This is a genomic window from Pseudoalteromonas sp. Z9A4, assembly GCF_011378845.1.
GTDB classification, from domain to species: Bacteria; Pseudomonadota; Gammaproteobacteria; order Enterobacterales; family Alteromonadaceae; genus Pseudoalteromonas; species Pseudoalteromonas arctica.
In genome coordinates, this window is sequence record NZ_WTLA01000003.1 from 156,907 (window position 1) to 177,798 (window position 20,892).

Below are 20,892 nucleotides of genomic sequence, written 5' to 3' on the forward strand. Positions count from 1 at the left end.
ATACAAAAATACTACAAACTAAAAATCTAACGGAGCATAAACGTGAATTTATCTAAAATCACAATAGCAACTCTTGCTGCTTTTACATTAGTACAAGCGTCAAGTGCAGTAGCTGCGAATAAGAGATACCTAAACCAAGAAGCAGATCTAAGCAATGCAATGCAAAATAGTGCATCTTTTATTGCAATGCAGAGCCCGGATCAATTAGTGGGTTTAGGAGTAGGAAACAAACTAGTTGTATTAAAAGAAATAAAAAGCAATAACGGTGATACTACTCGTCGTTATCAACAAACTTACAATGGCTTGCCTGTAATTGGCGATACGTTAAGTCTAACGTTTAGCAGCAATGGTGAGTTAAAGCATGCGCACGGTGCAGCCGTATACGATATATCAAGTGATATAAATACGGTGGTGCCGAAGCTCAATCAAAAGCTTGCCATTGCTAAAGGTTTACAAAAATCATCGGCAGCAGCCAAATCGGTTGGACTAAAAAAACACAACGAAAAATCACAACTAGCCATTTGGGTAGACAATCAAAGTAAAGCGCATCTAGTATACGAGGTATCTTATGTTACTTATGGAAGTAATCCATCTCGTCCATATCAAATCATTGATGCGAACTCGGGTGAGCTATTATTTAGCTTAGATAACCTACAACATGCCGATGCTACAGGCCCTGGTGGTAACTTAAAAACAGGGAAGTACATTTACGGCACTGACTTTGATAATTTAGACGTTAGTCAGTCAGGTAATAATTGCACGATGAATAACGCGAATGTTCGTACGATAAACTTAAATGGCGGCACAAGTGGAACGAGTGCTTATTCATTTACATGTCCTGAAAATACATTTAAGGAGATAAACGGCGCGTATTCACCACTCAACGATGCACATTATTTTGGCAATGTAATTTTTAATATGTATAACGACTGGATCGGTACACCTCCATTTTCGTTTCAGCTAAAAATGCGAGTGCACTATTCAAGTAACTATGAAAATGCATTTTGGGATGGCAGTGCAATGACATTTGGCGATGGCCAAAACACTTTTTATCCACTTGTTAGCCTTGATGTGTCGGCCCATGAAGTTAGCCATGGATTTACTGAGCAAAACTCAGGACTTGTTTATAGCGGAAAATCTGGTGGCTTAAATGAAGCTTTTTCAGATATGGCAGGTGAAGCCGCTGAATTTTACATGAAAGGCACGAATGACTGGTTAGTTGGTAAAGACATATTTAAAGGCAATGGTGCATTGCGCTACATGAATAACCCAACGCAAGATGGTAATTCAATAGACAACCAATCAAGTTATTACTCAGGTATGGATGTTCATAATAGTTCTGGCGTATTCAATAAAGCATTTTATAACTTAGCGACCACACCAGGTTGGGATACTAAAAAAGCATTTATTGTAATGACGAGAGCAAATCAGCTTTATTGGAGCGCAAGCACAAACTGGGATTTAGCAGGCAATGGTGTAATGGATGCTGCTTGTGATTTAAATTACGATCCTAGTGATGTTCAAGCCGCGCTGAATGCGGTGGGTGTCAGTTCTAACTTAAGCTCAGGCAGTTCGTGTGGTTCGACTCCACCAAGTGATGACGAAGCCCTAAGCAATGGTGTAACTCGCACTGGGATAAGTGGCTCAGCTAAAGAGCAACTTTTCTTTACGTTGGAGGTGCCTGCTGGCGCAAGCAATTTAACGTTTAACACGAATGGCGGCACTGGTGATGCAGATCTTTATGTACAGTTTGCATCTAAACCAACGTTAAATAACTTTGATTGCAAAAGTACAACCTCATCTAGCACAGAAAGCTGCTCAATTAGTAATGCTCAAAGTGGAACTTACTATGTGATGGTGGAAGCGTGGAATGAAATCTCTGGCGTATCCTTAACAGGTAGTTACGATGGAGGCACTGGCGGCGGTGTTACACCAATTAATAAAACGCAAAGTAATGTAAGCGTTGCCTCTGGTAGCTGGACCCGTTTTACACAAACGCTAGGGGAGGGCTATTCTGCACTTGATGTGACTATTTCTGGTGGCACTGGTGATGCGGATTTATATGTGAACTTTGGTTCGGCTTCAAGTACAAGCACTTATCTTTGCCGCCCATATAAAAATGGCAATAATGAAAGCTGTTCTATTGATAACCCACAAGCGGGTACATGGTCAATAGACTTACGAGGCTATAGTACGGCTAATGGTATAACGCTAAGTATTTCAGCGAATTAAACTAACTTTAAGGGAGCATGAGCTCCCTTTTTTATAGCTTGAAGTTGTATTTTATAACAAGAGATACTTATGAATAATTCAATTAAAGTAGTGGTGTTTAGTGCGTGTACCTTTGTGAATGCTTTTCAATCGCACGCACAAGGTAATGACAGTGTTTGGGTGAGTATTGACCCCGTTGCTGCAAAACATTATCAGCAAAATCAAAGAGCACTCTCACGAAATGAGCAAATATTAAGCGTACAAAATACAAAGCTCAATACTGTAAATTTACTAAAGGTAGAAAAGCAAAATATTGCACAACTGAGCGAGTTTATGCACCATAACTATAATCGTTGTGGTGGGTTTGTTGCTCATGATTCGTTAACAGAAGCTAAACAGTATACCGACCAGCTAGCATCAGTTCAAAATCAGAAAATAAGTACAGCTTTTGCTTACTCCATTGATAATAGCCAAACAGTGCAAGGGTTAATTAATCAGATAAGCGCTAATAACTTAACGAATACAGTGAATACTTTAACTAATTTTAATAATCGTTATTACACATCACAAACAGGCGTTGATGCATCCCAGTGGCTAAAAGGCTATTGGCAGCAACTGACAAGTTCACGAAGTGATATTTCGGTAGATTATTTTACACATAGTTGGTCACAATCATCAGTGCTTGTGACTATTAACGGTAATGAAGAAGCGGATGATATTGTGATTATTGGCGGGCATTTAGATTCCATAAATCAATCTAATCCAAGTAATGGACGCTCACCTGGCGCCGATGATAACGCGTCAGGCATTGCAGTACTAACCGAAGCTCTTCGCGCTGTGGTAGAGCAAAACTATAAGCCGCAAAAAACCATTAAAATTATGGCCTTTGCTGCTGAAGAAGTGGGTTTAAGAGGCTCCAAAGATATTGCTTCTGCATTTAAATCTCAGGGAAAAAATGTTGTTGGTATGGTGCAGTTTGATATGACAGGTAACAATGGCAGCAGTGAAGATATAGTAATGATGACTGACTACACAACTGCGGCTCAAAATCAGTATTTAGGTCAGCTAATTACGACTTATTTACCTGATATTACGTACGGATTTGATCAGTGTGGTTATGGTTGCTCTGATCATGCATCCTGGTATCAACAAGGTTTTGCTGCATCGATCCCTTTTGAATCGAGAATGAACGATATTAATACGTTAATTCATACTGAAAATGACGAAGTGTTTGATGCTGATCATGCCAGTAAATTTGCAAAACTTGCTGTTAGTTACTTGGCCGAAATGGCCAAAAATGCGGGAGATGTAGCTCCGCCTGCTAACAATGAGCTACAAAATGGTGTAACAGTATCAGCAATAACGGCTAATGCTAAGGCACAACTTATTTATACGTTGCAAGTACCAAATAATGTTAGCGATTTAAATTTTACTACAGCAGGTGGAAGCGGAGACGCAGATTTATATGTAAAATTTAATACGCCTCCCACACTTAATAGCTTCGATTGTAAAAGTACAACATCAACAAGTAGCGAAAGTTGTGATATTAGCAGCCCTCAAGTCGGTGTTTATTATGTAATGTTAGAAGCATGGAACGCGATAGCGAATGTTTCTCTCAAGGGAAGTTACAATGAAGCTTCGATTATTGAGCCGATAAACACGGTAGAGGCAAATGTTAATGTATCGTCAGGGAACTGGACTAGATTCATACAAGATTTAGGCCCCGGGTATTCCTCACTGAATGTAAGCATGTCCGGCGGTACGGGTGATGCTGACTTGTATTTAAATTTTAATAATCAATCATCTGAGTCGGTTTACTTGTGCAGGCCTTATAAAAATGGCAATGCTGAAGCGTGCAGTATTACAAACCCTCAAGAAGGTAAGTGGCACATAGATTTAAAAGGTTATAGTGTGGCAAGCGGCATGACCTTAACCATTAGCGCTCGATAGCTATAACTACAGTTCAGGTTAAATAAGGGGAGCTAGGCTCCCTTACTTATAAAATAACGCCTATCACTTAATTACTTGCCCTTGATGTTTAGCTTACGTAAAATCGGCGTATTATTTATTTTAAAGTGATTGGTATTATCAAACAGCTGTTTAGTGCAACCGGACCTTTGGCGTTATCGTTAGATGGATATACGCCTCGTCAACCACAAATTGATATGGCTGTAGCCGTTGCTGATGCATTAAAAAACAGTTCGCAATTGGTTGTTGAAGCAGGCACGGGTACAGGTAAAACATTTGCATATTTAGCCCCAGCACTCAAATCAAAAGGCCGAACGATAATATCGACAGGTTCTAAAGCTCTCCAAGAGCAACTTTATCACCGCGACTTGCCTCAATTAGTAAAAGCGCTTAGTGCATCTAAAAAAACCGCCTTATTAAAAGGGCGTGCCAATTACTTATGTACTTACCGACTAAATCAGCATGTTGCGCATGTACCTACTGACGACTCCGACGTAATGCATCAACTAGCCATGGTGGCTAAGTTTGCCAGTGAAACCCAGTCGGGCGATTTAGCCGATTGTATTGGTATAGAAGAAGACGCCAAAGTACTGCCTTATGTCAATTCAACAGCCGATAATTGCTTAGGCAAAGAATGCCCAGACTTTCAAAGCTGTTATATACGTAAAGCGCGATTAACAGCAGCTGATGCTGATGTGGTTGTTATTAACCATCATTTATTTTTTGCTGACATGGCCGTAAAAGAAAGTGGCTTTGCTGAGCTTATGCCAAAAGCCGATGCGTATATATTTGATGAAGCCCATCAGTTAAGCGAAATTGCCAGTGACTATTTTGGTGAAAGTGTAAGTACTAAAAAGCTGGTGGATTTAATTAATGATTTACGTGCTATTTATAGAGCCGAAATTCCCGATATGCTACAACTTGGTAAAAGCTTAAATAAGCTTGAAACAAGCGTTGCTGATTTACGATTACAGTTTGGTGTTGATGGCAGTAGAGGCGATTGGCGAGAAAAGCTAAGCGATAAACAAATATGTGCGGCACTTCATCGTGTTATCAGTGATTTAGATTTTGTTTATCAAGTACTTAAACTTTGCCTAGATAGAAGCGATAAAATAGAGCACCCGTTTGAGCGTGCATTGGCATTTAAAGGGCAGTTAGAACGCGTTTTTGATACGGCTCAAACCGGTTTTAGTTACTGGTATGAAACAACGCGCCGTTATTTAACGATTAATATAACGCCATTAAATGTATCAGCTAAATTTGCTCAAATGATGCAAGACACGGGCGCAGGCTTTGTATTTACATCAGCTACACTTTCGGTCGACAACAAACTAGAGCATTTTAATGCAAGCCTTGGTTTAAAACCAAAGCAAAGCATGATGGTAGATAGCCCGTTTGATTACCCTAATCAGGCGCTGCTGTGTTTACCGCGTTACTTACCAGAATCGCACGCTGATAATATGCCCCATGCAATTGTAAAATTAACACTTGAGCTTATAAAGTCAGCGCAAGGGCGTTGTTTTGTGTTATTTACCAGCTATCGAATGATGCACTTAGTTGCCGAAGGACTCACCACACAAATAGACTACCCAGTTTATATGCAGGGGCAAATGTCTAAGCGTATTATTTTAGAGAAATTTACCCGCCATGGTAATGCAGTATTACTCGGCACGGCTTCTTTTTGGGAAGGCGTTGATGTACGCGGTAGCACGTTAAGCTGTGTTATTATAGACAAATTGCCATTTGCGGCCCCTGATGATCCATTGCTTCAAGCTAAAATGCAAGATTGCCAAATGCAGGGGAAAGACCCTTTTTCACACATACAATTACCGCAGGCTGTTATTGCGCTAAAACAAGGTGTAGGGCGTTTAATTCGAGATAGTAAAGACAAAGGCGTACTTGTAATATGCGATAATCGCTTAGTTACACGCCAATATGGCCAAGTATTTTTAAAAAGCTTACCGCCGATGCGCCGCACGCGAAGCTTAGAAGATGCCAATACATTTTTAAAACAAATTAATTAGAGTAATAAAATGATCAAAAGTAATATTCTTGCCCTTGATGCTTCAACAGAAGCACTTTCAATTGTTTTACATTTTCAGGGCCAAACATTTCATCATTTTGAAGAATGTCCGCAGCAGCACAGCCAAAAAATATTGCCACTTGTGGATGAGCTGTTAACTAAAGCAAACTGTAAATTAAAAGATTTAGATGTCATTGGTTTTGGGCAAGGCCCGGGCAGTTTTACTGGTGTACGTATTAGTGTAGCAATAGCACAAGGTTTAGCGTATTCAACTAACTTGCCGCTTGTAGGTGTGTCTACTTTGGCTATTATGGCGCAACAAGCGTTTGAGCAAAACGACAGCCTGAGTGTTTACCCAAGCATAGATGCGCGTATGGGGGAGATATACTTTGCACATTACCAAGCGCAAAATAATTTAATGCTTTTAGTTAACCAAGAATGCGTTATAAAACCTGATTTACTAAATAATGATTATATAGCGACTACAGAGCCATCTGTAGCGGTGGGCACGGGCTTTAAAACTTACCCTGATGCGCTTAATGATTTTGAAAATGTGACAATTAATACTGATATTACATTGCCTGATGCGCGTTATATGTTAGCGCATGTTGAAGCCGCGTTTTTAGCGAGTGACGTTGTAAAAGCGAGTGACGCTCAACCTAAATATGTGCGCGATACGGTAACGTGGAAAAAGCTACCAGGACGTGAGTAATCATATTATTTGCAAATTGGTTGTTTTTAAATCATAATTTTATGCAATATTAAGGTTGGAGACGCGTAATGACGCTGCCTATTGGTTCAGGTTTTTTTACCGGAGATATTCCGGGTAGGGTTAGCCCTACTAAAGTTGTTACTAATAAACCACAGAGTTTATTAGACCAGCCGGCTGCACAAAAAACGAATACCGATTATGTAAAAAGCAGTGTTGAGGGCGTCGAACTGGCTAATCAACTGTTTAAAAGCAGTGCTAAAAGCAATGAATACAGCCAAACAATTTACGACCAACCGACAGCTCAAGTAAGTAAAGCGATTTCTACTTATACTGAATTTGCTAATTTAGAGCGCCGAGCAGAAGTACAAAATTTAATAGGCGTTGATATATACGCTTAAAGCTCATTCAAACCTTTTAGATAAATACAGCGATAAAATTCAATAAAAAGCCCGAACATTCGTTCGGGCTTTTTGTGTTCAAAACGAGGTGGAATTTACTGTTCAATAAAGCCGATTAGTTTATCTGCAATATCAGTATTATTTTGTGAACCAATAAATTGATCACTGCCTTTACCATAGGCAAATACTTGAACGTCTACAGCGGTGTGTCCGCCGGTTGTCCAGCCAGTAAAGCTCGCATCACTAATAATACTTTTAACAGCTAAATTAAGCGTTTTTTCGCCCATTTTTTTAGCTTGCTCAAGTTTGATTTGGTTTTCCGTTGTAAATTCAATATTGGTGTTAGCAGTCCATACTGGTTTTAAGTCTTTAGACTCCATAAGTTTGTCTGTCAACTTACTAGCTGTTGCCTTAACACCCTTAATTACGTCTGTTTCCCATTTGAATTGACCGTGCGAACCAATAGTTAAGCCGCCCGTTGAGTGATCGGCTGTAACTACAAGTATAGTATCTTTATTTTTATCAACGTACGCTTTTGCTTTTTCGATTGATTTAGCAAAGTCGTCCATTTCAGCCATCGCACAGGCTATATCGTTAGAGTGACCACACCAATCAATTTGGCTGCCCTCAATCATCACAAAAAAGCCTTTTTCGTTCTGGTTATCTAGTAAATCAAGCGCTTTAGATGTTAACTGAGTAAGGCGAGTTGGGTTCATATCAAGTGCAAATGGCAGGCCTTTGCTTGCATACAAACCTATGGCAGGTATTTGTGTAATTTGGCCCAGATTATTAATATCGTCACCGTATTGGTAACCTGCCGCTTTAAATTCTTCAACTAAATTACGGTCATCTCGAATAAAATATTTAGTACCGCCACCGAGCATTAAATCAACGGGTAATTTACCAGCAATCTTATTATCAATATAATCGTTGGCAATATCATCGTAGTTGTAACGAGATTCATTGTGAGCTGTAAAGCTAGCAGGCGTTGCATGGTTTATTTGTGACGTTACAACAAGCGCTGTTGTCATACCGCGCTCTTTTGCTATTTCAAGCATAGTTTTAACTGGTTTTTTATCTGTATCTACAGCAACCGCGCCATTATAACTTTTATGACCGCTACTAAGCGCTGTAGCACCCGCTGCACTGTCTGTTACATAAGTATGGTCGTCAGGGTAGGTATGAGCCATGCCTTTTAAAATGGTGTCAAAAACTGTGCTTTCTACTTTTTTTGTTGCAGGGTCATCTTTAAAATAGCGATAAGCCGTGGTGTAAGCCGGACCCATGCCGTCACCAATCATATAAATTACATTTTTAGGTGCTGATTCTGCGTAAGCACCAGTAGCGGTGCATAAAAGTGCCAATAAGCTGATCTGTTTTTTCATGGTTGTACCTTATGAGTGTACCTTATTTAATAGCCGCTGATATTGTATACAGATAGGATGATAAATAAATGAATATCTGAGATATTTATAATTTATACTTTGATTTTATATACATAGAATTGTAGTTAACACTGTTAGTTCTATTTATTTAAATTATACTAGGGCCTGTATATCTTTCGAGGTTAAATTTGCAGCAGTGTGTTTGGTATTTAGGCAAGGCAGAGCCTATGTAGTGTGGTTATTCCCCATAAATTGGCGATAACACAGCATAAATACCAAACACGCGCTGCCTGAAGGTTCGTCCTAGGGACGATTAACTCTTTGTTGCTCGGCTTTTACTTAGCCCACTAGGTTACAAACCTCGCGCCGTGATTAAATCGTCCCTAGTTAGAACAAATTTTAATCCAGAAAGGTTAACAGGCCCTAGCTATAAGCTATCTATACATGGTGCTCTCACCTTTTATTTGTTTAGAAGGAACTCAAAATTAATATGTAAAAAAATTTTGCTTATTACGCACTTTTTAAGTTATTGAAAATATTGAGTTTGGTTTTCTACTTAGTGCTATATTTGTTACCATGAAGATAATTGGATAGTAAATCTGGCACCATTTTATAAGTTAGTGGTCTGACAACTTGTATGCTATAAATAATGATGCTCTAAATTGAGAAAGGACTTACCGTGCAGCCGTTTAATATTGAAACCAATAATTTAAATATTCATGGCTTAAAAGTAGGTTCAGGGAACGAAGTAGTCATAGCGTTGCATGGGTGGTTAGACAACTGCCATAGCTTTATGCCAATGTTAAACAACGTTAACCCAAAGCACACTTGGTATTGCATTGACTTTGTTGGGCACGGTTTATCGTCTTGGCGAAGTGATGATGCACACTATTATTTTGTTGATTATATTGATGATGTGTACCAACTTATAAATGCGCTTGGTGTTAAAAAAGTACATTTAGTAGGTCATTCAATGGGAGCTATGGTTGCAGGACTTTTTGCTAGCTGCTTTAGCGATTATGTAAAGTCTGTTACCTTTATTGAGGGAATTGGTTGTGTTACAACCCTTAGTGAAGGTGTGTGTGAACAGTTAAAAAGTGCGGTACTTAATAGAGCGCGTTTAAAAAATAAAAAGTCGAGAATTTATAAATCGAAAGAACTTATTTATGAAGCACGCGCTCAAACAACCGATTTAAATAGTGATCTTATTACGCTCTTAATGCAACGTAATATAAAACAGGTTCTAGATGGTTTTGCGCTAGCAACAGATCCAAAGCTCAAAAATCACTCAGGTTTTAGGTTTAATGAGGCGCAATGTATTGGTGCAATAAAAGATTTAATTGCACCATGCCAATTAATTTTAGGTAACGAAGGTTATTCGTTTGTAAAACAAAATTTGGCAAAGTATATTAGTTATTACAACAGCTTGAAGGTCATTAATATAGATGGTGGGCATCATTGCCACATGCAAAGCAGTGAACTATGTTTTGAGCATATTCAAGACTTTATGCTGCAAAATGGTGCATGTTAATTGTAAGTTTACGTAAAATGTGGGATTATTCCTGCATTAGAGTATTTGCTCAATTGTTAAAGTGCCTTACTTAGATTAAGGTTAATAAAAATATAATTATAAACAGGGGCTAAGAGTGGAAAAAATCTGGCTTAAGCGCTACCCAGAGGGTATGCCTGAAACAATCGATCCTGAGCATTACAACTCGTTACTCGAAGTGTTCGAAAAAAGTTTTAGTGATTACACCAATTTACCTGCATTTACGAATATGGGTAAAACGATGTCTTACGATGAAATAGATACAGCAACAAAAAAAGTTGCTTCCTATATTCAAAATGATTTGGGTCTTAAAAAAGGCGACAAAGTTGCCGTAATGATGCCTAACTTACTACAAACACCAGTCACAATTTTAGGTGTTTTGCGTGCAGGTTGTGTGGTTGTAAATGTTAACCCACTTTACACAGTACGTGAATTAGAGCATCAGCTAAAAGACTCTGACACTACGGCTATTTTCATCCTAGCAAACTTTGCTGACACACTTGAAAAGTCACTTGCTCATACTGATGTTAAGCATATTGTGGTCACCCAAGTAGGCGATATGGTTGGCGGGCTTAAAAAGCATATAGTTAACTTTGTTGTGAAGCACATTAAAAAAATGGTGCCAAAGTTCAACTTGCCTAACACAATTAAATTTTCAGACGTTCTAGCTGCAGATGAAGCTAAATATACGCGTCCTGAAATGAGCTTGTCTGATCTTGCTTTTTTACAGTACACAGGTGGCACAACAGGTGTATCTAAAGGGGCAATGCTGAGCCATGGCAACATGGTTGGTAACCTTCAACAAGTTTCAGGTTGTTTAGACAAAGTGTTAAATCGTGGTACAGAAGTCGTTGTTACTGCTTTACCGCTTTATCATATATTTGCTTTAACAGCTAATTGCCTAACATTTATGAAGTACGGTGGTTTAAATATATTAATTACAAACCCACGAGATATGCCTGGTTTTGTTAAAGAGCTGGGTCAACATAATTTCACAGCTATTACCGGTGTTAATACATTATTTAATGGTTTATTAAACACACCAGGTTTTGCTGAACTTGACTTTAGCCATTTAAAAATGTCTTTGGGCGGCGGTATGGCCGTTCAACGTCCTGTTGCTGAAAAATGGCAAAAAGTGACTGGTTCAAAATTAATGGAAGGTTATGGCCTTACAGAATGCTCTCCTTTAGTTACTATTAGTCCTTTTGATTTAGAAGCATATAATGGCTCTATTGGTTTGCCCGCGCCTAACACTGATATTAAATTGGTTTTAGATAACGGCGAAGAAGCAGCTAAAGGTGAGCCTGGCGAGCTTTGTGTTAAAGGCCCTCAGGTAATGGTTGGCTATTACAAGCGACCAGATGCAACCGCTGAATGTTTAAAAGACGGCTGGTTTGCTACAGGTGATATTGCGACTTATGATGATGAAGGTTTCTTCTTTATTGTAGATCGTAAAAAAGACATGATTATTGTATCTGGCTTTAATGTTTTCCCTAATGAGATTGAAGAAGTAGTGGCTATGCACGAAGGTGTGCTTGAAGTAGCTGCTATCGGTATTCCTCATGATGTAAGTGGTGAACAAGTTAAAGTTTTTGTTGTGAAAAAAGACCCTTCTTTAACTGAAAAAGATATAATAAGTCACTGTCGTGATAATTTAACTAATTACAAGGTCCCCAAGCTGGTAGAGTTTAGGGATGAGTTACCTAAAACTAACGTAGGTAAGATACTCCGAAGAGCCTTGAAAGATTAGCAACCTATAAAAAAGCCGACATATGTCGGCTTTTTTATTGTAGGAGATTAAGTGCAATACCAATTGATTGAAACCCAGAATCAACTTAATACATTTGTTGAGCAAATTAAAAATAAACCCGTTTTAGCCATAGATACTGAGTTTATGCGTCGTCGTACTTTGTATCCAGAAGTTGCACTTATCCAAGTTTTTGATGGTGAGCATTTAGCGCTTATTGACCCATTAGCGGAACTTTCACTATTTGATTTTTGGGAAATACTTAAAGATCCTGCAGTTTTAAAAGTACTGCATTCTCCTTCAGAAGATATTGAAGTTTTTCAAAAGTACGCAGGCTTTGTCCCAGCCCCATTATTTGATACACAATTTGCGTTGCAGCTACTCGGTGAAGGTAACTGTATGGGTTTTGCTCTTATGGTAAAAGAGCTGCAAGGTATTGAAATAGATAAAAGCGAGTCACGCACTAACTGGCTGCAACGCCCGTTAACTAAAAAACAATTAGACTACGCGGCTGCTGATACTTTTTACTTATTACCGTGTTTTGAGCTGATTATCGATCGTATTAATGCCGCTGGCTTCTTTGACATTGTAATAAACGAAAGTGAATTGATTGCCAAAAAACGTGCATTTCAAACACCTGACGAGCTTTTATATAAAGATATTAAAAATGCATGGCAACTTAAACCGCACGAACTAGCGGTGTTAAAAGAGCTTGCTGTATGGCGAAGAAATAAAGCTATCAAGAAAAATTTGGCGCTTAATTTTGTGTTAAAAGAACATAACATGACTGAAATTGCCAAACGTGGTCCTTCAAGTTTAAACGCTCTACGTCAAATTCCAGGGGTTGAAGCTATTGAAGTTAATCGCTCTGGTGTAGATATAATAAAGTGTATTGAAGCTGCCAAAGAAGTTCCAGATGCTCAGCACCCTGATGTACTTAAGCGCTTAATTGATTTTCCTACTTATAAAAAAGTAGCAAAAGATATAAAACAAAAAATCACTAAAGTAGCTAAAGAACACAATATACCAGAAGATGTTATGGCCTCTAAAAAGCAAGTCAATCAACTGATTAGTTGGAATTGGAAGTTAACTAATGAGCAAAAACAGAGTCATATAAAGCCTGATTTACTTAGCTCTTGGCGATATACCTACGTTAAAGACGCTTTAAAAGAATGGGATACTTAAGACTAAATATTTTCTTTAACTGTGTAATACTTATCTATAGTTTTTGTGTTACATAGTTAAAAGTTTTAGTTGCATGAAGGGGATTGAAACGTAGATATTTAGAAAGTTATTGCGAAAATAAAGAGGGCGCTTATAAAGCGCCCTTTCTTCAATTACTTCTTTTCTTCATCAGGTAGTGTAACGTTTAGCTCAAGTACGGCTAAATCGTCTTCGTTCTGATCAAACTGAACCTGAACTGCATCACTACTTACATTCACGTATTTACGGATCACATCTAAAATATCTTGTTTTAATTGTGGTAAGTAATCCGGTGTCCCTCGTTGAGAACGTTCATGCGCGACTATAATCTGCAATCGCTCTTTTGCAAGTGACGCACTGTTTTTCTTTTCCGAGCGGAAGTAGTCAAGTAAAGACACGTTAACCTCCAAAAATCCGTTTAAATAAGCCTTTTTTCTCAACGTCTAAGAAGCGAAAATCGACGGTTTCACCTAGTAAGCGGTTAATTGCATCAGAATAAGCTTGACCTGCATCAGATTCTGTATCCAATATAACAGGTTGGCCTGAGTTTGAAGCACTTAATACCGCTTGCGATTCAGGAATAACCCCTAATAATGGGATTGACAGAATATCTTGCACATCTTCTACCGATAGCATTTCACCTTTTTCAACACGACTAGGATTATAGCGTGTTAATAGTAAGTGTTCTTTAATGTTTTCTAGGCCTTCTTCAGCACGTTTTGATTTGCTGTGTAAGATACCTAAAATACGATCCGAATCTCGAACTGACGACACTTCTGGATTTGTTGTCACGATTGCTTCGTCAGCAAAGTACATTGCCATCATAGCGCCAGCTTCAATGCCTGCTGGTGAATCACATACAATGTAATCAAAGTCTTCTTTTAATTCGTTTAATACGCGTTCAACACCTTCACGAGTTAATGCGTCTTTATCACGAGTTTGTGAAGCGGGTAGTAAAAATAATTTATCTACACGTTTATCTTTAATAAGCGCTTGGTTAAGGTTTGCCTCACCATTAATTACGTTTACAAAGTCATAAACAACACGGCGTTCACAGCCCATAATTAAATCTAAGTTACGTAAACCAATATCAAAGTCGATAATAACTGTTTTATAGCCTTTTAACGCTAAGCCTGTGCCAATTGCAGCACTTGATGTTGTTTTACCAACACCGCCTTTACCTGAGGTAACGACAATTACTTTTGCCATGAGATTTATCCTTTAACCAAAGCTGAAATTTCTAATGATTCGTCTTTTTGTTGTATTTGCACTGCATTTCCCCAGTGTTCACCTTGTAGCGAATCACTGATCCAGTAGTTACCATCTATTGAAACCAGTTCGGCTTCAAGTTTTTGGCAAAAAATGTGTGCTTTTTTAAACCCTTTTGCGCCTGCAATAGCGCGACCGCGCAACGTGCCATATATATGGACATTACCATCGGCAATGACTTCAGCACCGTGACTTACCGCGCCAAGTACTATCAAATCCCTGTCCTTTGCATAAACTTGTTGGCCAGAACGAACGGTACCGCTAATAATTTGCGCCGGCAAATGCACTGTTTTTTCTACAATAGACGTATTAGCCTCCTGTTTAACAGGTTCGTTCTTAACGTCTTGTGAATAATTTAAAACAGATAAGCCAGCAGCTTTTGCCTGAGTGTGTTGCTCATCTGAGCCATTACACACACCAACTGCATTAAAACTCATGCGCTCAATTAGTGATTTTAAGTGAATAAAATCGAGCGGACTGTTTTTAATTTCCATTAAATTAACAACAATGGGGGCACCTTCAAAAAACCTAGGCGCTTGGGCTATTTTTACATACAGCTGTTCTGCTAAAAGGTTTATATCAGTACTATAAAGATGCAAAACTGATAACGTAAAAAGATTCCCTTTTAACTCAAAAATTTGGTCCGACATACACGCTCAATTGAATTGTCTGATTAGAAATTAATTTTAGATAAACGTAGGCTGAATGAGGCCTTTGATGAAATTTCTAATCTAATTTTTCTAACTTATTATTACTCTCATGTTATAGTGTGCAGCATTGTTAAGCAAGAATTTATGGGGCCATAATGTTAACTGCAGTGTATAAAAGTAAGAAAAAAGCGGATGCGTTCTTATTTGTCGAGAAAAGAGATGATTTTAGCAAAGTTCCGGAACCTTTAATGACTATGCTTGGTCAACCTCATTATGTGATGATTATCAACTTAGCAAAACGTGAGCATTTAGGCGGGTCTGATTTAGAAGTTGTAAAAGCTGAGTTAAGTGATAAAGGCTATTATTTACAACTACCTCCACCAGAGCAAAACTTGTTAAGTGAACTTAGAAAGCAAAATGGAGCCGATAGTGATTAAGAAGCTGGCAGTTATATTGTGTGGCGTATGTTTAAGCTCATCTGTGATGGCAAAAACACAGGCCGAATTTCAAGATTATTTATCTAATTTAAAGCAAGAAGCCATTGCAAAAGGCTATGAAGCCAAATTAATTGATGATGCTTTTGCAACAGCAACGTATAAAGAAAAAGTGGTTTCGGCTGATAAAAACCAGCCAGAAGTAAAAGAAACCCTTGAAACGTATTTACCAAAACGCGTACCACAGTGGAAAATAGACCGCGCACGCAAGCTTTATGCAGAAAACAAAGATGTACTTGAAAAAGTAGCGAAAGAGTTTGGCGTACAAGCACGCTTTATAGTGGCACTATGGGGACTTGAAAGTAACTTTGGCGCTATTCAAGGTGGCCATAATGTTATTTCGTCACTTGTTACACTTGCTTTTGATGGACGCCGAGAAGCGCTTTATAAACGCCAACTTTGGGCTGCACTCGACATTTTAAAATCGGGCCACATAACGCTTGATAAATTTAAAGGCTCATGGGCAGGCGCAATGGGGCAAACGCAATTTATGCCAACTTCATTTAATGCTTACGCGGTTGATTACAATAATGATGGCCGTAAAGATATTTGGACCACAAAGGAAGATGCTTTTGCTTCAATTGCTAACTATTTAAAGCAAGAAGGCTGGAACGACTCTCTTACGTGGGGTCGCCAAGTACAGTTACCTGAAAACTTTGATAGTAAATATGTTTTGGTGCGTGGTACAAAAACGCGCAAGCAGTGGTTAGAATACTGGAATGATTCTGAGCGCTCATTAGCTGATTGGCAAGCACTGGGTGTACGTAAAGCCGATGGCTCTGATTTACCTAATGTGGACGTACGTGCTGCGCTGGTTATGCCTGATGATATAAATGGCCGTATGTACTTAGCGTACGATAACTACAAAGTGTTTATGCATTGGAATCGCTCGTATTACTTTGCTACTAGCGTAGGTTACTTGTCGGATAGAATTGGTTATCCAAAAATCTAATTTTTAAAATATACCTATAAATAAAGCCGCAATTGCGGCTTTATTCTTTTTTGAATATCTTATCTTTTAAGTCAATAACTTTACCAATTCCAGAACCTAGCTTCATCAGTTTATTAAGTTGCTCTGGCGTTAAACGTTGCAGCTCTGATGACCATTTAGTGACGGTTTCAAGCAGGTTGTGAATTTCCCCCATTTGTTTTTGTGCGTAAAGTTCATCGTCGTTACTGGCTTCGTCTAATAAGTTATCGCGTAGTAATGTTAAGGTGGGCTCAATTTCGCGCTTCTTACGTTCTTCAAATACGCGATTAGCCATATCCCAAATATCGCCAGCAGGGGCGTAGTACTCTTTTCGATCGCCAGGGATATGCTGCACTTTAATTAATTGCCACGATTGCAACTCTTTAATACCCATGCTTACATTACCGCGAGAAATACTAAGCGCATCTGCAATCTCATTGGCTGTCATTGGATTTTTAGTAATAATCAGCAAACCACACATTTGCCCAATCGTACGATTGAATCCCCAGCGGCTGCCCATCTCACCACAATGCATTACAAAGGCAAAATTCTTTTCGGATAAACTCATAGCTTAGTAACTTTCAGTAATTTCAGAAAGTAAATGCTAGCACGCTCATTTTGGATAGCAAGTTCTTAGCCATTTTATAAATTGATTTTAACGACTAAAGTATGATTTAGATTAATATTTATACATCTACATTGGGATATGTTGTACACAACAATACGTAAATAAATCCTTTTTTTATTTTTTCAAATACGATGGAATGACTATGAAAGCTGCAATTAATAATGAATACAAAGGTAAATTACAAATAACAGATCTGCCAATTCCTGAGGTTGGAATAAACGACGTTTTAGTAAAAATAGCCGCTTGTGGTGTTTGCCATACTGATTTACATGCCTGTCATGGTGATTGGCCGGTAAAGCCAAAAATGCCATTAGTTCCAGGGCATGAAGGAGTTGGTGTTATTGATAAAGTTGGAAGCAACATTAAGCACTTAGAAGTTGGCGATAGGGTGGGTATTCCTTGGCTCTATAGTGCATGTGGGCACTGTGAGTTTTGCCTAGATGGCAAAGAAACACTGTGTTTATCGCAGCATAATACTGGCTATTCTATTGATGGTAGCTATGCAGAATATTGTTTGGCTCACGGTGATTACGTTGTAAAAATACCTGAGGGATTAGGCTTTTCTGAAGCTGCTCCATTATTTTGCGCAGGTGTTACAACGTATAAAGCATTAAAAGTATCCGGTGCTAAACCGGGGCAATGGGTTGCTATTGTTGGTGTAGGTGGGCTTGGTCATTTAGCAGTACAGTACGCTAAAGCAATGGGCTTTAATGTAATAGCTGTTGATACAGGTAAAGAAAAGCTCGCACTTGCTAAAGAGCTTGGCGCAGATATAACCCTCGACTTTAAAGAAGTTGTTCCAAGCGAAGCTATTTTTGAACAAGTTGGTGGTGCGCATGCTGTAGTGTGTACTGCGGTATCTAAAGCTGGGTTTGAACAAGCTTATAAAAGTGTACGCCGTGGCGGTAAATGTGTATTAGTGGGATTACCTCCAGAGGATATGCCGCTTCCTATTTTTGATACTGTGCTTAATGGCGTGTCAGTAGTGGGCTCTATTGTTGGTACACGTAAAGATTTACAAGAATGCTTAGAGTTTGCCGCACAAGGTAAGGTAAAAGCAATTATTGAAGAAAAACGTTTAGAGGATATTAACGAAATTTTTGATGATATGCTTAAAGGCGAAATTAACGGCCGAATTGTCGTTACTATTTAATTAAATAGCTACAGTAAATAAGCACGGTTTGTAAAAATACAAAACCGTGCTTTTTAAATACTAAACCAATTAAAGTGTGTAACTAAAACTTAGTTTTGCATTACGCTCTTCGCCTGGCATGCCACCTAAAAACATTGCTTTTGAGTAATACTTTTTATTAAACAAGTTATTTATGTTTAACTGCATATGCCATTTATCAGTTGTATACGATACCGCTGTATCGTAAATCGTGTAACTTGGTACATAACCATCAGGAATCGAGAACGAACTTGAATTAGTGCTTCTGTTATCTACAAATGTAATACCACCACTTATATTTACAGCTTCAGGTAAGTTAAACATATCTGCGTAGTAAGTTACCCATGTGCTTGCTGTTACGTAAGGCACACCTTTTTGGCGTGTATCATAACTGCTGCTATTAGGATTACTCTTGTCACGTGCATCTTGATAAATACCGTTTACGTTTACTTTCCATTTATCATTTAAGTAAGCGTTTAAATCAAGTTCAATACCTGTTGTTTCTTCTTTACCATCATAATAGCTTTCAGGTACATTTGAGCCTGATGTTAAAGCGTCATAAAGCGGGTTTGCGTATTCTAAATTAGTACGAGAGCTTTCGAATATAACAACAGAAGCTAGTAGTTGATCATCAAACGCTTTAAATCTAAAACCTAAATCGTTACTCATTGATTCAGAATCTTCTCTGTCTGCTTCATTACCCGCCACAGAGCCTAATACACTATACGCTGTACGGCCTTTTGAATGATTTACAAATACAGATAAATCTTCAGATGGCTGATACGTCGCACCAAGGTTATACGTTAAGCCAGAATCTGATGTACTCGCTTCAGGTGTTGGCTCTGCGCGGCTTGAGCTATAGCGCTCATCTACACCAAAGTGCTCGTAAGTTTGCTCAATTCGGTTATATGCTACACCAATACGCGTTGTAAGCTCTTCAGTAAGATAACCAACATGTTGAATGCCTAAGCCCCATGCTTGTACTTTTTTATTGTAGTCGCTGGTTTTAAGTGGATCGAAGTCATCAAAGCTGCCAGATGGCCAATTTGGCTCTCTTATATCGTAAATATACGGCAATGAACCTTGGTACGTTACATCACCAGCATCGTTTGTGAGTACGTAATCTTGATCCCATATTGAGAATTGTTTAAAACGAATATCTCTATCTTCGTAGTTTGCGTTAACAAGCAATTCGTTATCTACGTCGCCTAAAATAAAGTCATAACGTAAATCTAAAAAGTACTGCCATGATTTTTCATCTGCTTCTACTTGGCGGTATTCTTGGCGGCGTGCTGCATACGGGTAAAGTACACCGTCTTCAACTAACGGAGCACGTGGGTCATTATTTATAATTCCATCACGAGTAGAGTAAACGTAGTTATAAGCACCTGTTTGGCGCGCAAAACTAGATGTGTAGTTGCGGTACTGTAGCTGCTGGTTTAAAAACAAATCGTCAGTAATGTAATAGTTATGCGTTAATTTAAAACGCAGTTCTTCACCTTCGTTAGCATCAGCCATTGGTGAAATAATACCATTTGTGCCAAAGCTATAAGGTGTTAATCCATCAGATGCAGATAGCGAATTAGCAAGTTGGTCGCGCTGCGCATCACTTAACTGTACGCCGTTTCCTGTCGGATCGTTTACTAAATCGGCACCGGTTACTTCACCCGCGCTTAAACCATTTGCAGTTTCTGCATTGTAAATACGAATAGGGTGACCAATAGAATCAACCGCTATTTCATCTTTTATATATGCTGCAGAAAGCATGATGTTTTGTCTGTCGTTTAGTACGTATTTAAGCGAGGTATAAATCTCGTCGCGATCTTCTTTTAAATCGCGAAAGCCGTCACTTGACGCTGTTTTAGCCATTACACGATAGGCCAAGTCATCTGTTATAGCGTTAGTGCTATCAAACGATAATGAATAGCTATCCCACTGGCCAAGCTCAGCCGATACTTTGTGTTTTTCTTCAAATTCTGGCTTTTTCTCAATTAGGTTAATTACGCCACCCGCACTACCAATGCCATATAAACCTGTTGCTGGGCCTTTTAAAACCTCAACAGATTCAACATTTGTAAGTGAACGAGTTGGATTAAATGTATTACCCAGGCCTGCACCACCATACATACCATCGTAGGTGTAGTTTGCATCTAAACCACGAATTACTAAGTTATCACCAATACCGTAGTTATTACCTGCTTGTGTTAAACCACTTACGTTTCTAACTAAATCTTGTAGGCTATCTACACCTTGAGATTCAATAAGTTCACGGTCAATAATCACAACCGGTGCAGGTGTTTCCATTAAAGACATGTCTGATTTAGTAGCAAGACCTGAGCTCATCACCACGCGGTTTTGTTTTTCGTATACGCTGATGCGTTCAATATCAGCATCAACTTGTGTATTTTGGGCAAATGCCATATTTGCATTTAAACAAGCAAGAGTAATAAGAGAGTACTTAAACGTTTTCATAGAGTGATAACTATTCGCGTTATTGAATTTACGCGAATGATA

Annotated in this window: 17 protein-coding genes; 11 read left to right on the plus strand and 6 right to left on the minus strand. The window is 38.7% G+C overall.

What is annotated here, in order from left to right; genetic code table 11:
• Positions 1–42: 42 nt before the first annotated feature.
• The 5 genes from GQR54_RS04090 (at position 43) to GQR54_RS04110 (ending at position 7,312) form a co-directional block, all read left to right on the plus strand.
• The gene (locus GQR54_RS04090; RefSeq protein ID WP_166376624.1) at positions 43–2,232 is read left to right on the plus strand and encodes a M4 family metallopeptidase; all 2,190 of its coding nucleotides are present in this window, start codon (positions 43–45) and stop codon (positions 2,230–2,232) included.
• Between the two features lie 69 nt (positions 2,233–2,301).
• Positions 2,302–4,161 (plus strand): M28 family metallopeptidase, encoded by a 1,860-nt coding sequence (locus GQR54_RS04095; RefSeq protein ID WP_166376625.1) that lies wholly within the window; start codon positions 2,302–2,304, stop codon positions 4,159–4,161.
• A gap of 125 nt (positions 4,162–4,286) precedes the next feature.
• Entirely contained in the window at positions 4,287–6,203 is a 1,917-nt protein-coding gene (locus GQR54_RS04100) for an ATP-dependent DNA helicase (RefSeq protein ID WP_166376626.1), read from the plus strand.
• Between the two features lie 9 nt (positions 6,204–6,212).
• Positions 6,213–6,914, plus strand: a complete 702-nt coding sequence (tsaB, locus tag GQR54_RS04105) for a tRNA (adenosine(37)-N6)-threonylcarbamoyltransferase complex dimerization subunit type 1 TsaB (RefSeq protein ID WP_166376627.1) — start codon at positions 6,213–6,215, stop codon at positions 6,912–6,914.
• A 68-nt stretch (positions 6,915–6,982) separates the two neighbouring features.
• A complete protein-coding gene (locus GQR54_RS04110; RefSeq protein ID WP_007580633.1) occupies positions 6,983–7,312 on the plus strand; it encodes a hypothetical protein in 330 nt (109 codons plus the stop codon).
• Positions 7,313–7,407: 95 nt separating this feature from the next.
• On the opposite strand, the gene GQR54_RS04115 is transcribed toward GQR54_RS04110, so the two are convergent.
• Positions 7,408–8,697 (minus strand): alkaline phosphatase, encoded by a 1,290-nt coding sequence (locus tag GQR54_RS04115; RefSeq protein WP_166376628.1) that lies wholly within the window; start codon positions 8,695–8,697, stop codon positions 7,408–7,410.
• 679 nt (positions 8,698–9,376) lie between these two features.
• Here GQR54_RS04115 and GQR54_RS04120 point away from each other — a divergent pair.
• The 3 genes from GQR54_RS04120 (at position 9,377) to rnd (ending at position 13,178) form a co-directional block, all read left to right on the plus strand.
• Positions 9,377–10,228, plus strand: coding sequence for an alpha/beta hydrolase (locus GQR54_RS04120; RefSeq protein WP_166376629.1), 852 nt, complete (start codon positions 9,377–9,379; stop codon positions 10,226–10,228).
• Between the two features lie 115 nt (positions 10,229–10,343).
• On the plus strand, positions 10,344–11,996 hold the full coding sequence (gene fadD, locus GQR54_RS04125; protein ID WP_166376630.1) for a long-chain-fatty-acid--CoA ligase FadD: 1,653 nt from the start codon (positions 10,344–10,346) through the stop codon (positions 11,994–11,996).
• A 51-nt stretch (positions 11,997–12,047) separates the two neighbouring features.
• Positions 12,048–13,178 (plus strand): ribonuclease D, encoded by a 1,131-nt coding sequence (rnd, locus tag GQR54_RS04130; RefSeq protein ID WP_166376631.1) that lies wholly within the window; start codon positions 12,048–12,050, stop codon positions 13,176–13,178.
• Positions 13,179–13,330: 152 nt separating this feature from the next.
• Here rnd and minE read toward each other — a convergent pair whose 3' ends face one another.
• Genes minE through minC form a run of 3 tightly spaced genes read right to left on the minus strand, consistent with a single transcriptional unit; the run spans position 13,331 to position 15,115 of the window.
• Positions 13,331–13,594, minus strand: coding sequence for a cell division topological specificity factor MinE (gene minE, locus GQR54_RS04135; RefSeq protein WP_007377619.1), 264 nt, complete (start codon positions 13,592–13,594; stop codon positions 13,331–13,333).
• Between the two features lies 1 nt (position 13,595).
• Positions 13,596–14,405, minus strand: a complete 810-nt coding sequence (minD, locus tag GQR54_RS04140; RefSeq protein ID WP_007583272.1) for a septum site-determining protein MinD — start codon at positions 14,403–14,405, stop codon at positions 13,596–13,598.
• 5 nt (positions 14,406–14,410) lie between these two features.
• On the minus strand, positions 14,411–15,115 hold the full coding sequence (gene minC, locus GQR54_RS04145) for a septum site-determining protein MinC (protein WP_166376632.1): 705 nt from the start codon (positions 15,113–15,115) through the stop codon (positions 14,411–14,413).
• 155 nt (positions 15,116–15,270) lie between these two features.
• Here minC and GQR54_RS04150 point away from each other — a divergent pair, with 155 nt between their 5' ends.
• Both GQR54_RS04150 and GQR54_RS04155 read left to right on the plus strand, forming a co-directional pair.
• The gene (locus GQR54_RS04150; protein ID WP_166376633.1) at positions 15,271–15,552 is read left to right on the plus strand and encodes a YcgL domain-containing protein; all 282 of its coding nucleotides are present in this window, start codon (positions 15,271–15,273) and stop codon (positions 15,550–15,552) included.
• Entirely contained in the window at positions 15,545–16,561 is a 1,017-nt protein-coding gene (locus tag GQR54_RS04155) for a lytic murein transglycosylase (RefSeq protein WP_166376634.1), read from the plus strand. The genes GQR54_RS04150 and GQR54_RS04155 overlap by 8 nt, the downstream gene beginning before the upstream one ends.
• Before the next feature lie 40 nt (positions 16,562–16,601).
• On the opposite strand, the gene GQR54_RS04160 is transcribed toward GQR54_RS04155, so the two are convergent.
• Positions 16,602–17,147 carry a MarR family transcriptional regulator gene (locus GQR54_RS04160; RefSeq protein ID WP_010552940.1) on the minus strand — a complete coding sequence of 182 codons (546 nt, stop codon included), beginning with the start codon at positions 17,145–17,147 and terminating at the stop codon, positions 16,602–16,604.
• Positions 17,148–17,349: 202 nt separating this feature from the next.
• Here GQR54_RS04160 and adhP point away from each other — a divergent pair, with 202 nt between their 5' ends.
• Positions 17,350–18,360 (plus strand): alcohol dehydrogenase AdhP, encoded by a 1,011-nt coding sequence (gene adhP / locus GQR54_RS04165; RefSeq protein ID WP_166376635.1) that lies wholly within the window; start codon positions 17,350–17,352, stop codon positions 18,358–18,360.
• A 69-nt stretch (positions 18,361–18,429) separates the two neighbouring features.
• Here adhP and GQR54_RS04170 read toward each other — a convergent pair whose 3' ends face one another.
• Positions 18,430–20,850: a TonB-dependent receptor gene (locus GQR54_RS04170; protein WP_166376636.1), complete on the minus strand. Its 2,421-nt coding sequence runs from the start codon at positions 20,848–20,850 to the stop codon at positions 18,430–18,432.
• Positions 20,851–20,892 lie beyond the last annotated feature (42 nt).

Coding starts and splice junctions, on each gene's coding strand:
- GQR54_RS04095 (WP_166376625.1), top strand. CDS start 2,302: ATGAATAATTCAATTAAAGTAGTGGTGTTTAGTGCGTGTACCTTTGTG.
- tsaB (WP_166376627.1), top strand. CDS start 6,213: ATGATCAAAAGTAATATTCTTGCCCTTGATGCTTCAACAGAAGCACTT.
- GQR54_RS04110 (WP_007580633.1), top strand. CDS start 6,983: ATGACGCTGCCTATTGGTTCAGGTTTTTTTACCGGAGATATTCCGGGT.
- GQR54_RS04115 (WP_166376628.1), bottom strand. CDS start 8,697: ATGAAAAAACAGATCAGCTTATTGGCACTTTTATGCACCGCTACTGGT.
- minD (WP_007583272.1), bottom strand. CDS start 14,405: ATGGCAAAAGTAATTGTCGTTACCTCAGGTAAAGGCGGTGTTGGTAAA.
- minC (WP_166376632.1), bottom strand. CDS start 15,115: ATGTCGGACCAAATTTTTGAGTTAAAAGGGAATCTTTTTACGTTATCA.
- GQR54_RS04150 (WP_166376633.1), top strand. CDS start 15,271: ATGTTAACTGCAGTGTATAAAAGTAAGAAAAAAGCGGATGCGTTCTTA.
- GQR54_RS04160 (WP_010552940.1), bottom strand. CDS start 17,147: ATGAGTTTATCCGAAAAGAATTTTGCCTTTGTAATGCATTGTGGTGAG.
- adhP (WP_166376635.1), top strand. CDS start 17,350: ATGAAAGCTGCAATTAATAATGAATACAAAGGTAAATTACAAATAACA.
- GQR54_RS04170 (WP_166376636.1), bottom strand. CDS start 20,850: ATGAAAACGTTTAAGTACTCTCTTATTACTCTTGCTTGTTTAAATGCA.